12 protein-coding genes and 2 pseudogenes are annotated in these 12625 nt (G+C 70.0%); 7 read left to right on the top strand and 7 right to left on the bottom strand.

Annotation, left to right across the window (positions count from 1 at the left end; genetic code table 11):
• Positions 1-6 precede the first annotated feature (6 nt).
• The gene (locus P3T27_RS25630) at positions 7-672 is read left to right on the top strand and encodes a response regulator transcription factor (protein WP_280682432.1); all 666 of its coding nucleotides are present in this window, start codon (positions 7-9) and stop codon (positions 670-672) included.
• Positions 673-761: 89 nt separating this feature from the next.
• Positions 762-1934, top strand: coding sequence for an ATP-binding protein (locus tag P3T27_RS25625; RefSeq protein WP_280682475.1), 1173 nt, complete (start codon positions 762-764; stop codon positions 1932-1934).
• 686 nt (positions 1935-2620) lie between these two features.
• Here P3T27_RS25625 and P3T27_RS25620 read toward each other — a convergent pair.
• A complete protein-coding gene (locus P3T27_RS25620) occupies positions 2621-3532 on the bottom strand; it encodes a universal stress protein (RefSeq protein ID WP_280682430.1) in 912 nt (303 codons plus the stop codon).
• An 842-nt stretch (positions 3533-4374) separates the two neighbouring features.
• On the opposite strand from P3T27_RS25620, the gene P3T27_RS25615 reads away from it, so the two are divergent.
• Complete coding sequence (locus P3T27_RS25615) at positions 4375-4854, top strand: DUF5994 family protein (RefSeq protein ID WP_280682428.1); 480 nt, start codon at positions 4375-4377, stop codon at positions 4852-4854.
• 247 nt (positions 4855-5101) lie between these two features.
• Here the strand turns inward: P3T27_RS25615 and P3T27_RS25610 are convergent, their stop codons facing one another.
• Positions 5102-5803, bottom strand: a complete 702-nt coding sequence (locus P3T27_RS25610; protein WP_280682427.1) for a SpoIIE family protein phosphatase — start codon at positions 5801-5803, stop codon at positions 5102-5104.
• Between P3T27_RS25610 and P3T27_RS25605 the strand changes: the two genes are divergently transcribed.
• Entirely contained in the window at positions 5696-6058 is a 363-nt protein-coding gene (locus tag P3T27_RS25605) for a hypothetical protein (protein WP_280682487.1), read from the top strand. The two genes, P3T27_RS25610 and P3T27_RS25605, sit on opposite strands and share 108 nt — an antisense overlap.
• Positions 6059-6525: 467 nt before the next feature.
• On the opposite strand, the pseudogene P3T27_RS25600 reads toward P3T27_RS25605, so the two are convergent.
• Together P3T27_RS25600 and P3T27_RS25595 are read right to left on the bottom strand one after the other, a co-directional pair.
• Positions 6526-6678: pseudogene (locus P3T27_RS25600) on the bottom strand (IS5/IS1182 family transposase); the annotation flags it as partial.
• A 42-nt stretch (positions 6679-6720) separates the two neighbouring features.
• Positions 6721-7557, bottom strand: coding sequence for a hypothetical protein (locus P3T27_RS25595; RefSeq protein WP_280682424.1), 837 nt, complete (start codon positions 7555-7557; stop codon positions 6721-6723).
• Positions 7558-8000: 443 nt separating this feature from the next.
• Here P3T27_RS25595 and P3T27_RS25590 point away from each other — a divergent pair, with 443 nt between their 5' ends.
• Both P3T27_RS25590 and P3T27_RS25585 read left to right on the top strand, forming a co-directional pair.
• Entirely contained in the window at positions 8001-8555 is a 555-nt protein-coding gene (locus P3T27_RS25590; protein WP_280682423.1) for an SMI1/KNR4 family protein, read from the top strand.
• A gap of 194 nt (positions 8556-8749) precedes the next feature.
• The gene (locus P3T27_RS25585) at positions 8750-9172 is read left to right on the top strand and encodes an integrase core domain-containing protein (RefSeq protein WP_348534131.1); all 423 of its coding nucleotides are present in this window, start codon (positions 8750-8752) and stop codon (positions 9170-9172) included.
• Between the two features lie 129 nt (positions 9173-9301).
• Here P3T27_RS25585 and P3T27_RS25580 read toward each other — a convergent pair whose 3' ends face one another.
• A complete protein-coding gene (locus P3T27_RS25580) occupies positions 9302-11023 on the bottom strand; it encodes an FAD-dependent monooxygenase (RefSeq protein WP_280682421.1) in 1722 nt (573 codons plus the stop codon).
• 269 nt (positions 11024-11292) lie between these two features.
• Positions 11293-11394 (bottom strand): annotated as a pseudogene (locus P3T27_RS25575) (IS630 family transposase); the annotation flags it as partial.
• Between the two features lie 74 nt (positions 11395-11468).
• Here P3T27_RS25575 and P3T27_RS25570 point away from each other — a divergent pair.
• Positions 11469-11657 (top strand): hypothetical protein, encoded by a 189-nt coding sequence (locus tag P3T27_RS25570; protein WP_280682419.1) that lies wholly within the window; start codon positions 11469-11471, stop codon positions 11655-11657.
• Between the two features lie 167 nt (positions 11658-11824).
• On the opposite strand, the gene P3T27_RS25565 is transcribed toward P3T27_RS25570, so the two are convergent.
• The gene (locus P3T27_RS25565) at positions 11825-12610 is read right to left on the bottom strand and encodes a class I SAM-dependent methyltransferase (RefSeq protein WP_280682417.1); all 786 of its coding nucleotides are present in this window, start codon (positions 12608-12610) and stop codon (positions 11825-11827) included.
• Between the last annotated feature and the right edge of the window lie 15 nt (positions 12611-12625).

The following is a 12625-nucleotide window of genomic DNA, read 5'->3' as shown; positions in this document are numbered from 1 at the left end:
GATGTCATGCGTGTACTGATCGTGGAGGACGAGGAATTCCTGGCGGACATGATCGCCGAGGGATTGCGGCGCGACGCCCTGGCCGTCGACGTCGAGTACAACGGCGCCGACGCGCTGAAGCGGCTGAGCCTCAGCGACTACGACGTGCTCGTGCTCGACCGCGACCTGCCCGGGGTGCACGGCGACGAGGTGTGCCAGAGCGTCGTCGAGCAGCGGCTACTGACCCGGGTGCTGATGCTCACCGCCGCCGGCGCCGTCCGCGACCGCGTCGACGGCCTGGACCTGGGCGCGGACGACTACCTCACCAAGCCGTTCGCCTACGAGGAGCTGCTGGCCCGGGTACTGGCGCTCGGCCGCCGCACCCACCCCGCCCTGCCGCCGGTCATCGAATGCGCGGGCATCGCCCTCGACACGGCTCGCCGCCAGGCCTTCCGGGAGGGCCGCTACCTCGCCCTGTCCCGCAAGGAGTTCGGCGTGCTGGAGGTGCTGATGCGGGCCGAGGGCGCCGTGGTCAGCGGTGAGGACCTGATCGAGCAGGTGTGGGAACGGAGCATGGGATACCGCACCAACGCGGTTCGGGTCGTCCTCAGCAAGCTCCGCGCCAAGCTCGGCGAGCCCTCGGTCATCGACACCGTGCCCGGCCACGGCTACCGCATCGGCGTCCCGGCATGAGGAGCTTCGCTCCGGCCGGCCTGAACCGTCTTCCGCTGCCCGGCTGGCCACACCTGCGACTGCCGGGCGGGGAGCGGGGCCGGCTGACCATGCTCTACGGCGGGCTGCTCGTCCTCGCTGGGGCCATGCTCATCTGCCTGGTCAACTTCCTGGTCCGGGAGAATCTGTACACCTCGATCAGCACGGCCGTCGCCGTCGAACCGCGACTGGCCACACTGGCGACCCCGGACCCCACTGCGGCAAAAACCGTCACGGTCGGAACCGCTTCGCCCGCAACCAGTTCACCCGGAACCGCCCCCGCCGACGGCGGACAGTCCCACTTCCAGGCCGTCAAGGTCGTCACCCAGGCCGCCGAGCAGGCCGCCCAGAACCAGCTGCTGACCGTCTCCCTGATCGCGCTGGCCGCCTTCGCCGTCATCTCGGTGGCGCTGGCCTGGTGGATGTCGGGACGGGTGCTGCGCCCGGTGACGGTGATCACCAACACGGCACGGCGACTCTCGGGTGAGAACCTGCACGAGCGGATCGCCCTCGACGCACCCCCGGGCGAGCTCAAACAGCTCGCCGACACCTTCGACGCCATGCTCGACCGCATGGAACAACTGGTGGGCGCGCAGCAGCGGTTCGCCGCCAACGCCGCACACGAACTGCGGACTCCGCTCGCGGTGCAGCGGGCCGCGGCCGAAATCGGGCTGGCCACCGAGGATCCGGCCGCCGTCGCCCGGGTCCGCCGCAAACTGATCGAGGTCTCCGAGAGCAGCGAACGGCTCATCGAGGGCCTGCTGTTGCTGTCCGTCTCCGACCAGGGGCTGGACCGTCGCGAACCGGTCGCACTGGACCGGCTGGCCCGCTCGGTGGCCGCCGAGTGCACCGCCTCGGAGGAAGCCCGCGAGAACCGCGTCACCGTCCGGACCGACACCGCCCCCGTGTCCGTCGAGGGTGATCCGGTGCTGCTGGCACACCTGGTACGCAACCTGGTCGGCAACGCCCTGCGCTACAACCACGACGGCGGCCGGGTCGAGGTCGGCGTGCACGACGGTGTCCTGGAGGTCGGCAACACCGGCCCCCAGGTACCGCCGGAGACCGTCCCCTATCTCTTCGAGCCCTTCCGCCGCCTCCAGGAGCGTCGGCACAGCCCGCGTGAGGGCGCGGGCCTGGGCCTGTCCATCGTCGCCTCCATCGCCCGAGCCCATCACGCCACTGTCACCGCCGTCCCCGGCAGCGCGGGCGGACTGCGGGTCCGGGTCGAATTCCCCACGGCCTGATCCGGCGGTCCGAGGGCCCGGGCGCGAGGCCGTCACCGTGCGGTGCTCTCCGGGGGACAACCTCCAACGCTGGAGCCTCGCGCATCCCGCACCAGCCCGTCGAACTGAACGGGTAGTTCGCGGAGAGACCAGGCCGGCGCCTTCCGGGTGCCAGTCGGCGGCCTTCCAGCCGCGCTTGGTCATGGCGGTCCAAACGGTCACGGTGCGGCCGGGTCCGGCCGGCCGTCTGGGGACCACCTTCGTGCTTCGAGCGGTCGGCTCAGGGATTGGTGCCTCCTCGGGGCGGATCGCGGGTGCTCGCTGTGCTGTTCATCGGGACTGCTGCCGGAGCTGGTCGGGTCTCAGCGGCGGTGGCCTCGTCGGTCCGTGGCGACGTCGATGACCAGTATTCACCGGTCCGAATCGCGCAGGTCAGGGCCTATCCCGTCCGTCTTGCATGATGCCTGATAGCACCTCATGCCACCCGGTCCGTGGGAGGCGCGTGAGCGCCGTGATACCTCGTGACGCCTCATCCGAACGCGTCCGCGCCCACGACCCCGTCTTCCTCCACCGAGGCCGCTTCGACCCGGAGCTTCCACCGGCGTCCTCACCACGACCAAGACCCCCAGCAGCAAGACCTGGGTCCCCTCCCCCGGCGTCGCCACCGCCCTGCGGCATCGCGACGCGGACAAGACCCCAGCGTCGATTCAGCCTGAGGCCCCTCGCGTGAGTCCGCCAGGCCCGACCGGCCCCGGCACGGTGACGACGGGACACCGAGCGTGCTGCAGGACGCCCTGGCCGACGGACCCGAGCAGCTGGCCGGTGAACCCCCCGGCACCCCGCGTGCCGACGACCAGGGCCAGGGCATGCTTGGAGGCCTCGGCCAGGACGGCCACCGGATGTCCACGCACCACCTCGTGCCTGAGCTCCACCCCTGGATAGAGCTCCCGCCGCCCGGCGGCCGTCTCCGCGAGCACCCGACGGGACTCCTGCTCCACCCGGTACTCCTCGGCCACCGAGAGTCGCGAAGGGGTCCAGGCGTACAGAGCGCGCAGCTCGGCGCCCCGCAGTGCTGCGGCTTCGAAGGCGTAGTCCACGGCGTCCCGCGACGTCCGGCTGCCGTCCACGCCGACGACGATGTACGCCGGCTGCTGGGTGATGTGCTCCGGGTCCCGAACGACCGCTACCGGGCAGCTCGCGTGCGCGATGAGTGGCAGAGTCACCGCCCCGGAGTGGAACAGCTCCCGGACGCCGGAGAGCGGTCGTGAGCCGAGGACCAGCACCACGGCCCGCTCGGCCTGCCTGTTCAGTACCTCGGCCGGGTCCCCGTCGACGAGCCGGGCCGACACCTGCAGGGCGGGGTGGCGTTCGCCGATGAAGCGGGCCGCCTCGTCGAGGGCGTGCTCGCCTGCGGTACGGAGCAGGTGGGCACGATCGTGGAGTTCGGGCCAGAGCCGGGGCCAGATGTCCTCGCGGGTCACGGGTTTCCACGCCTGCACGACATGCACCGGCAGGTGGCGCCGATTCGCCTCATCGGCGGCCCAGGCGAGCACCATGCGGCTCGGGCGTTCGGGATCGACGCCGACCACTACGGGACGCTGTCCGTGGGGACTCATCATGTCTCCTCCCGTCGACAGGGAGCGGGCCCGCCGGCACGCCGATTGCGCGCCGCACCGCGGGCAGCCGCCGCACCGCCTGCAACAAGTCCGAACCGATCAGCTGGTCCGCGGCGATTGCGACGCCCGCACGGTCACCGGGCGAGGAAACGGACATGCTTCTACGGTATTCCCGAGCCGCTCGGACACCTGCCGGATTGCGGGGGCAGGAAACGGCCAGAGCGCTTATGGCAGCGTGATGGGATCGCGCTGCGACTGCCACTTGGCGGAAACAACAAAAAGGCCGCCCCCGCATCTCTGCGGAAACGGCCCACGCCCTGCATAAACGCTGATCTTAACAACAGGATTTGTACCTGCGCCCCCGGCGCCCAAGTGGTCCCGTTATCTCCCGACCGAAAGGCCGGGTTGGGATTTCGCGATCACGAGCCGCAAGATCAGGGCTCCTGCTTCTCTGATCTGCACATTTACCTCCTCGTGATCGTCCTACCGGTAACTCCTCCGGCACTGTCCAGGTTACTCCGGTAAAGCACGAATTCGGGCAGATCAGGTGCACGAATACCGTCGCGTCAGTTCACCACCGCAGCCGCAGGTCCGAGCGGGCCTCCCGGGACAGGCGCCGGCCGTGCGACCGACAGTCCCCGGCACCCTGCCGGTCGGCTTCGGCGCTGACACCCCACAGATCAGCGTGCGGCAGCTCCGGCGCGGCGACCAGGTGCGCCCGGGTGGGCCCTGGCCCTGGCCGGAGTACGGTGGAAGAGCTCACCGTCGACGGCATGCGGACAGCCTGGGGGTACCCCGGCTGCCGCACTTGGTCGTCCAGAAAGAGCCCGGGGTAGGTGTTCGACATGACCGCGACCTTCGATCACGCCGCTGGCCAGCCATCGGGGCCGGAACCGCCGGTCCGACTCTCGCTGACACCCGAGGGCGCCACCCGGGGCCGGCTGGACGGGGCCTGGTGGCCCCGCTCGCACGACCTCCTTCGTGAACTTCCCCCGCTGGCGGCAACGCTGGACCCCAAGTGGGGGCGGATCACCCGGGTCACCGTGAATCCGGCGCACTGGCCGGTCATCCCCCGGCGGGTCCCGGTCGCAGGCCACGTCATCCACGTCGGGTGGTTCGAACAGGAGCAGGACGCGGACGAGGTGATGGTGTTCTCCTTCATCCCTCTGCGCCTGGAGCTCCTGGTTGTTCCCCCCGACGCCGAGGCCTCCGCCGCCGAGTGGCTGATGACAACGGCGTCCGACCCGGCCAACATGCGCACCGGCACCGACCTCCTGACAGCCGCAGGTGTTCCGACAGCAGACCAGCCGCAGACAGGCGGATAGCGCCAGCCACCAACGAACAACACCGCGCCGTTCGCCGCCGGCCCCGACTCGTTTCGTATCGGGTTGAGGCGGAGGTGTGCCACATCAACTGTGCCGCCGCGTGGCCCCGTCCTGTGCAGGGACCAGCCACAGCCGGTGAGCCGAGCCCGCCCCACCGGCTGTGGCTGGTCCAAACTACTCACGTGACCCACTCGGTCCCGGCCTGGGGCGCGCCCACCGAGTGTCGTCCCTCCCAGGCGCGGCCCACTCACCACCGAGGACGACGTCGCAGACTGCCAGCATCCGCACCGCCCCCGGTGTCCCCACCGTACGCCGACCGGTCGTCGTGGTCTCCAGTCCGACCGTGTAGGGGTCGGCCGGCCCGGCTCCCGCCGCGATCCATGCAGGTCCGCACCGACCGGACCGGCAACAGCGCCACGTCGGTACGCTGCTTGCCGGCTCGGCGCGAGCGATCAGAGCGTCGCCACGTCATCGCGCGGCTCGGCACCGAGGCGGGCGAGTGCAGCGCCGAAGGCCGGGCACTGGGCCTTCGGGACGGCGTTGAGCGCCACCCCGTCGGCCCGTCGGCCACCGCGAGGGCGGCTGCCCGGCCGTCCGGAGTGCGGAGCAGCGGCGGAGGGTGCCCCGCACCGGCCAGCCGGTCCGATCGACCCACCAGGTCGACGCGAAGGTGGGCGCAGCTGGCGAGCATGGTGGTGTCCAGGTCGGGAAGGAGGTGGTTGGTGCGGGAGAGGACCGTACTGGATCGCGACGGTGGGGCTGCCGTCGGTGCCGTCCCGCACCCGAGTGACGACCCAAGGGCAAAGACCGGCGTAACGCCGGAAAGCGGTACGGAGGAGCGATGGCACGGCTCGTGGTGAAGGGCGATGACCTCATTGTCGACCTGTCGTGGTGGGAGAAGGCCGCGGCGCGGCGCCGTGACGTCCGCGTGCCCGTGTCCGCGATCCATCAGGTGAGCGTCGAGCCCGACTGGTGGCGTGCTCTGCGCGGCGTGCGCGGGCGAGGTACCTGGATTCCCGGCGCCTTGTTCTACGGCGTCCGTCCGCATCCCCAGGGGAAGGACTTTTCGGCTGTCCGAGTCCGAGCCCGCCGGCCCGTCGTATGCGTCGACCTGTGGCACTCCTCGCCGTACGCCCGCTTGGCTGTCACTGACCCGGACCCGGACAGCACCGTACGGGCCATCCGCACCGCCGCCGGCATCTGACCGCCACTCGAGTAATCCACCCCCGATAACTCGGCAGCGGCTTCCAGACCTGGCCCCGGAGAACACGAATCAGTTGCGAGAAGCCCCAGCGCCCTCACGCTCGACACGGTCGGCGCGCACGTGATCGACGGCAGATGCGTCAAGTGCGAACGCCGACGCAGGCGAACTCGACCTACTGGAGGAATGCCGCACTGGCGCCTTCGAGTGGGACCGCCCGTGGGACCAATGTCGTCCCCAGGACAAGATCAGGCCATGGCTCCAGGGCGACATCGCGTCCACGGTGGCGCAGTCCCTGGGTCGATACCCCGACTGCGCGGCGCACTTCTCGAACCTTGCCGGCAACGTCCGGGTCGACCACCGTATCCGGGCCGCCGTCTCACGTCGCGACGGATCGCCTGGCTAAGGGCTGTCCGGTAACTGATCTTTGAGGGGTCGGGGCAGGGTCGGTCGGCCGGTGGTCGGTGCTGCTACGCAGCCTGGAGCAGGTTGTGGCGGCGGGCGATGCCGAGCATGGCGTCGTGGACGCCGTCGCCCTTGAGGCGACAGTCGAGCAGGATCTTCCAGTTCTTCATGCGGGTGAAGACGTGCTCGAATCTCAGCCCAGTCTTCCGCACGGATCGCCCTCTCTTCCTTCTGGCTCCAGAGCATTGAAGTCAGAAGGATCAAGAGACGGCCGGGACCAGGGCGGTGAGAGGCAGTGAGGTGGCGTGCCCTGAGGGGCGCGACAGGTAGAGCGCGGTGTGAAAGTAGCCGTCGGCCTCCTTCCCATGAGGGTTCTCACCCGCCGCGGTCACCGCGTCGACGGCGTACTGCTGCTCGTGGGCGCTGGTGAAGCGGCGTTGGGGGAACGTGTGGGTGGTGGTCTTCTCGGTGATCAGACCGTAGGGGATCAGACCGTCGGCGATGGCCTGGTAGGAGCCAGTGCGCAGAACGAACGCGGCAACCCACACGGGTTCGCGGGCTCCGGCCAGGAGTGGTTGGAAGGTGCGGGGGGACAGGAAGCTGGCCCCGCCGGTGACCGTGATCAGCTGCGTGCTGCGGGCGGCACGAAAGAGGGCCGAGCTGGGAGGCGCTGTCTCCAGGTTCTCGGCGAACCCCTCATCCAGCAGGCCGACGGCCCGGGCGTAGGCGATGGCGTTCGTGGCCATGTCGAGTCCGATCACCTGGGCCGCGTCGGGGCGTCGATGGGCCGCGTAGTAGGCCTTGTCCCACTCGATCAGCTCGGCGGTGGTCAGTGCGGCTGCGCGCGGGGAGGTGTAGTGGGCGTACAGGTCCCTCAGCGTCAGGTCGTGGTTGAGGAGCGCGGCGTTGATGCCGTAGGAGCAGCAGATGTCCAGCACCGTGACCGGTCCAGCGGAGCCGGTCTGGTGCGCGCGGGCTTCGACCAGGCGGTGGAAGATCCCCTGGGCGTGATGCGGTGTCTGGTACTCGAGGGCGCCGAGCTCGCGGTAGAAGGCCCGGGGGTCGGGCTGGTCGTAGATCTCATCGAACGGGGTCATCGCTACTTGGGCCAAGGAGTCCGCCTTCCTGGACGTACCGACCACAGGCTCTTCCGCGCCCGCTTGTTCCGTGCATGAACCATCCCACGCACTCCCCTCTCCCTTGCGCTCCCCTCGCCCCGGCCGGTAACGCCGGTCGAGGCGTGCTGAAGGGAATGAAGTAGAAGTCTGCCGTACCGCCCGAGGAAAGGCTTTGGCCCTGGTATGCCTTCACCCTTGTGGATGAGCATCGCGGCCTCGGTACTCCTCGCGGAAGGTCAGGGGGCTACCCGCGAGGAGGCGGTCCGCTTACACGGCGCAGCCTGGCGCCCTGCCGACAGGCAGACCAGTTCATCTGAGACGACGAGCGAGTCGGACCAGCCTCACGGGCGTCGGGGCGCAGCCGTGACAGTGGGATCGGCTAGGTTCTCCGGTCGACAGCAACGGAGTTGGGGAGGACCAGGATGAACAGCGCAGAGCAGCAGGTCGCCGAGGTGTGGAAGCAGATCGAGGAGTGGCTGGCCGAGCACGCGCCCGCGAGCCTGGCGGCACTGGGCGGGCCGGCTACGGCGGAGGAGATAGCCGTCGTCGAAGGCGATCTGGGGTGTTCGCTGCCCGCCGAGTTCGCCGCCTCCCTCGCGATCCACCGTACGGTCGACCTTCAGGGTTCGGCGATCCAGATCGAGCACAGCGACCTCACCAGGTTCGCCGGGCTCCGCCAGACCGAGATCGAGGACTTCGCGTGGGCCGCCGCTGCGGAGCACGACCAGATCCGGCTCGACGACTTCTGGCGAGCCGGCTGGATCCCGTTGGGCCGGGAGGGCGACGGCTCGCTGTACGTGCTCGACCTGGACCCCGCCCCAGGCGGCACCTACGGCCAGGTGCTCTACGCCGACCAGGGCATCGTCCCCGAGACGGTGTACTACCCCGGCTGGCTGGCCGCTCTCCAGGACTTCGCCACCGAGTTGGAGGCGGGGAAGTACCAGGGAGTGGACGGGGTCCTCGACTGGCTCGAGTGAGTTGCGGCCTCCAGAGCGGCTGAGCGGCTAGTACTCCAGCAGGACTTCGACGTTTTGCCTGTTCAGAGGGCTGCGCGGTGAGTGTAGTGGGCTGAAGCTCCCACTCGCGCCGCCGCGAAGATGGTCACTGTACGTAGCCAATCACGGGCCGCAGACGGGCCCCGGCCGAGCCCCACCCGACGGGCCCCTGGGCGGTGCAACAGGCGAGCAATCTCGCGGTCGAGCTGGGCATCCGGCTCGATTCACTGCGCTTCCTGATCCGCGACCGGGACGCGAAGTACACCTCGTCGTTCGACGCTGCCTTCGAGGCTGAGGAAGTGGAGGTCATCAAGACGCCACCTCGTGCTCCGCGAGCGAACGCCCACTGCGAACGAGTCATCGGAACGCTGCGGCACGAGGCCCTCGACCACCTGCTGATATGGAACGAGACCCACGCCCGGCAGGTCCTCGACACCTACGCCCGGTACTACAGCCGCCATCGCCCACACCAGGCTCGGGGACAGCTCCCGCCCCTCGCCCAGGAGCACCCCATGCCAAGAGCCGACCTGGCCGCTCACCGGCTCCTCCGCGCGCGAGTGCTCAGCGGCGTCATCAACGAGTACCGATACACGGCCTGACCAGCAGCGACAAGTTTCCGAACGGCACAGCCTCCCGTACCGACCCGACACCCTCGACGGCTTCATAGCCGGCACCTGCCTGACCCTCGACGACCCGGCGTCACCTTGACGAGCCGAAGTCAGTAACGGTCAACGTGCCAGTGCCGCCTGCAGGACCGTCACCGGCGGCGCTTCGCCCGCGGCAGCGGAAGTAAGGAAGGTTCGGCGCAGATGCGCCGTCAGGCGTTCCGGTACGGCCGGGTGGAAGCGTCCGGAGAGGTAGCCGTCCGGGCGGATCAGGAGGGCCTCGCCGTCACGCGGCGCATAGGCGTCGCGGAACTCGCCCGCCGCGTCGCGCACCCGCGGCGGGCGCAGGCCGACCGGGCGAGCGTCCTCCGGTACCTCTGCGGCGGTGACCAGATAGGCGTCGAGCAGGCCGTGGGCGGCGCGATGCGCCTCGGCGGCGCAGGCCTCGAGCCGGGCGGCGCCGTCGCCCGAGGCGTACTCCGAGCCCGCGAACAGCAGCAGCACGTGCCGCGGGGTGCGCAGCAGGTCGAACAGCCGCCGCGGGTAGGCGGCGAGGTCGCTCAGCAGGCCGCGGCAGTCCGGTGCCCGGTCGCCGGCGGCGGGACCGGCCGCGGGTGTGCCGTCCGCCGCCGGCGGCTGGATCAACGGGCTGTCCGGGTAGGCGACCAGCAGCTGGGCCTGGCGCCGCAGCATCATCTCGGCGTCGTCCCCGTTGTTGCCGAGGCCGGTGCGGGCATGGCGGACGGTGCGGGCATGGCGGACGGTGCGGTCGACCACCTCCTGCGCGACCGGGTGGCGTTCGGCGTGATAGCTCTCCAGCACGTCGTCCGTGGCCATACCGCGGATGGTCAGGGCCAGCTTCCAGGCGAGGTTGTAGGCGTCCTGCACGCCGGTGTTCAGACCCTGCCCGCCGATCGGCGGGTGGATGTGCGCGGCGTCCCCGGCGACGAAGAGGCGGCCGTTCCGGTAGCGGTCCACCAGGCGGTGGTTGATCCGGAAGGTGGACGACCAGCGCAGCGTGGAGGCGGTCGTCGGCTCCGGGGACAGCCGGTCGAGCACGGCCTGGATCTGGCCGAGGTCCGGTCCGCGGCCATCCCCCATCCCGTCCGGCGCGCTCGAGTCGTCCTCGCCCCCGGCCTGGGCGCAGGGGCGCAGCATCGACAGCCAGTACCGCCGAACGCCCGGCATCGGAATGCAGACGAGCATGTCGTCCACCGCACCGTTCGCGTCCAGCTTCACGGCCCGCATGCTGTAGCCGGCGGGCAGTTCCCAGTCGAGCTCGACGTCGCCGATCATGTACTGCTCGGGGAAGGCGTTGCCCTCGAAGGTCAGCCCGGCCGCCTTGCGGACCAGGCTGTGCGCGCCGTCGCAGCCCACGACGTAGCGGGCGTGCAGACGCTCGATCCGGCCGTCGGCGTGTGCGAGGACGGCCTCGACCTCCTCCGGGCGCATCTCCACCGAGCGGAGCTCGGTCGGCCGCTCCACCTCCGTGCCGAAGCGCGCAAGATGCTCGGTGAGCAGCCGCTCGGTCGCGTACTGGGGCAGCGTGGCGAAGGGGTAGGGGATCTCTGGCGGCAGAGTCAGCTCGACCCGGGGGCCCCGCTTGCCGTCGGTGAAGACCAGCTGGCCCAGGTGCGGCACCGCGTCGTCCAGCGCCCCGTGGACCACGCCCATGGCGTCCCACACCTCCAGCGTGCGGGGCAGGACGCCGATGGCCTTGGCATAGGGCTCCGGGACGGCCAGCCGGTCGACGATGCGGCAGTCCACGCCGTGCCGCCGTAGCTCGGCCGCCGCCGTCAGGCCCACCGGGCCCGCGCCCACCACGAGTACGTCGACAGCGGTCATGATCAGACTCCCTCGTCATCCGGAATTGGCTCCCGAGCCAGTGTGCTTCACCAGGTTGCGCCGACCCGACTGGGTTGAGGTTCCCCCGCCCTGCGATAGTTGCCGATCAGCTGGTCAGGACGGGTTGGCGGGATTTCAGGTTCACTGATTCGGCCGTTGCCGGGTTGGCGTAGTACTTCTCCTCGAACTCGATGGGGCTGACATAGCCGAGTCGTTTCTGGATGCGACGAGGGGGCACTGTCACGTTGACCGTTACTGACTTCGGCTCGTCAAGGTGACGCTGGGTCGTCGAGGGTCAGGCCGGTGCCGGCTATGAAGCCGTCGAGGGTGTCGGGTCGGTACTGGAGGCGTTTGAGCCGGTTGCGTACAAGGGCTGACGGTTTCCGGGCCGAGGGTTTCGTCGGCCGTCCGCCAGAGGTCGATCTGGCGGTCTGGCGGTCCGGCGGTGGATGGAGGCGAGGATCGGTGCCCGGCCTTCATCGAAGATGTCGCTGACCGCGCGGCCGTCGGCGAGTCGGGGGCCTGTACCGTCATCCGCGACAACGACGCCCTCGCCGACATCCGCCGGCTCGGCTTCGGCGTCGGCCGCCAGGAGTGCATGCCCGGCTGGGACTCCGTCGCCGTCCGGTCCTAGCGCCCGGCGCTTCGGCCCGGGAGCCGGGTCGGCTGCGGACGGTGCGCTACCAAGGCTCTGGTCGACGGTTGGCCACTGACGCTGACTCGATGCACCTGAACCTCGCCTACCGCGCTGCGGAAGCCCGATGACCGGTTGCAGACCCCGTTGCTCGCGCGCCCGAACGGTCAGCTGCCGCGCCGACCCCAGGCCGAGACCATGGAGAACGCCAGGTCCCACACCCAGGGATTCCGGAAGTCCGCGTGGACGTCAGCCAGTTCCGCCTCGGTGACCAGGCCGGTGTCCGCCATCTTCCGGGACAGCGGCTTCATGCTGAGGTGCAGCATGCGCGCCATGTCGTCCTGGCCATGGAAGGGGAGGGTGCTGACATGGGCTCCGATGTCAGTGAGGCCGTGGTGCGCGAGCGGGGTCGGGAGGTGGCGTGTCCACGTGATGTCGGTGCCGGCGGTTTCGTGCATGACACGCCACATGGCGGCCATGGCGTTGCGGTGGTGCGGGCGTGGGGAGGTCGCGGAGGTGGTGTCGGCGGTTTCCTCGATGACGAGCCACCCACCGGGGCGCAGCCAGGAGACGAGGCGTTCGAGGAGTTCGTCTCGTCGGGGAACGTGGATGAGGACGAAGCGGGTGTGGACGAGATCGAAGACGGGGCCCGGGTCGAAGTCTTCGGAGAGGGCATCGCCGGTGACGGTCGTCAGGCGGGGGTGGGTGGGCAGGAAGCGGTCGTCACGGTCGAGGGCGGTGACCTGGGCACCCTGGTCCGCGAGCCACCCGGCGATCGACCCGCTTCCCGCGCCGATCTCCAGGCAGGTGCGTCCGGCGGGGGAGGTCAGGGAACCGATGACGTGCTGGGTGATGGGGTCGTAGACGGAGGTGAGGTGCCTCAGCCGGTCTCGTTCTTCCTCTGTCGAGAGGGTGAAGATCTGGTCGTAGGTGTGGTGGTCGCCGTGGTCCACGGGGTGCTTCCTTCC

It is taken from the genome of Kitasatospora sp. MAA19 (genome assembly GCF_029894125.1).
Classification (GTDB): Bacteria; Actinomycetota; Actinomycetes; order Streptomycetales; family Streptomycetaceae; genus Kitasatospora.
This window is presented reverse-complemented; position numbering and strand designations above follow the sequence as displayed.

Coding starts and splice junctions, on each gene's coding strand:
- P3T27_RS25620 (WP_280682430.1), bottom strand. CDS start 3,532: ATGATGAGTCCCCACGGACAGCGTCCCGTAGTGGTCGGCGTCGATCCC.
- P3T27_RS25580 (WP_280682421.1), bottom strand. CDS start 11,023: ATGACCGCTGTCGACGTACTCGTGGTGGGCGCGGGCCCGGTGGGCCTG.
- P3T27_RS25625 (WP_280682475.1), top strand. CDS start 762: ATGCTCTACGGCGGGCTGCTCGTCCTCGCTGGGGCCATGCTCATCTGC.
- P3T27_RS25630 (WP_280682432.1), top strand. CDS start 7: ATGCGTGTACTGATCGTGGAGGACGAGGAATTCCTGGCGGACATGATC.
- P3T27_RS25615 (WP_280682428.1), top strand. CDS start 4,375: ATGACCGCGACCTTCGATCACGCCGCTGGCCAGCCATCGGGGCCGGAA.
- P3T27_RS25605 (WP_280682487.1), top strand. CDS start 5,696: ATGGCACGGCTCGTGGTGAAGGGCGATGACCTCATTGTCGACCTGTCG.
- P3T27_RS25595 (WP_280682424.1), bottom strand. CDS start 7,557: ATGACCCCGTTCGATGAGATCTACGACCAGCCCGACCCCCGGGCCTTC.
- P3T27_RS25590 (WP_280682423.1), top strand. CDS start 8,001: ATGAACAGCGCAGAGCAGCAGGTCGCCGAGGTGTGGAAGCAGATCGAG.
- P3T27_RS25610 (WP_280682427.1), bottom strand. CDS start 5,803: ATGGATCGCGGACACGGGCACGCGGACGTCACGGCGCCGCGCCGCGGC.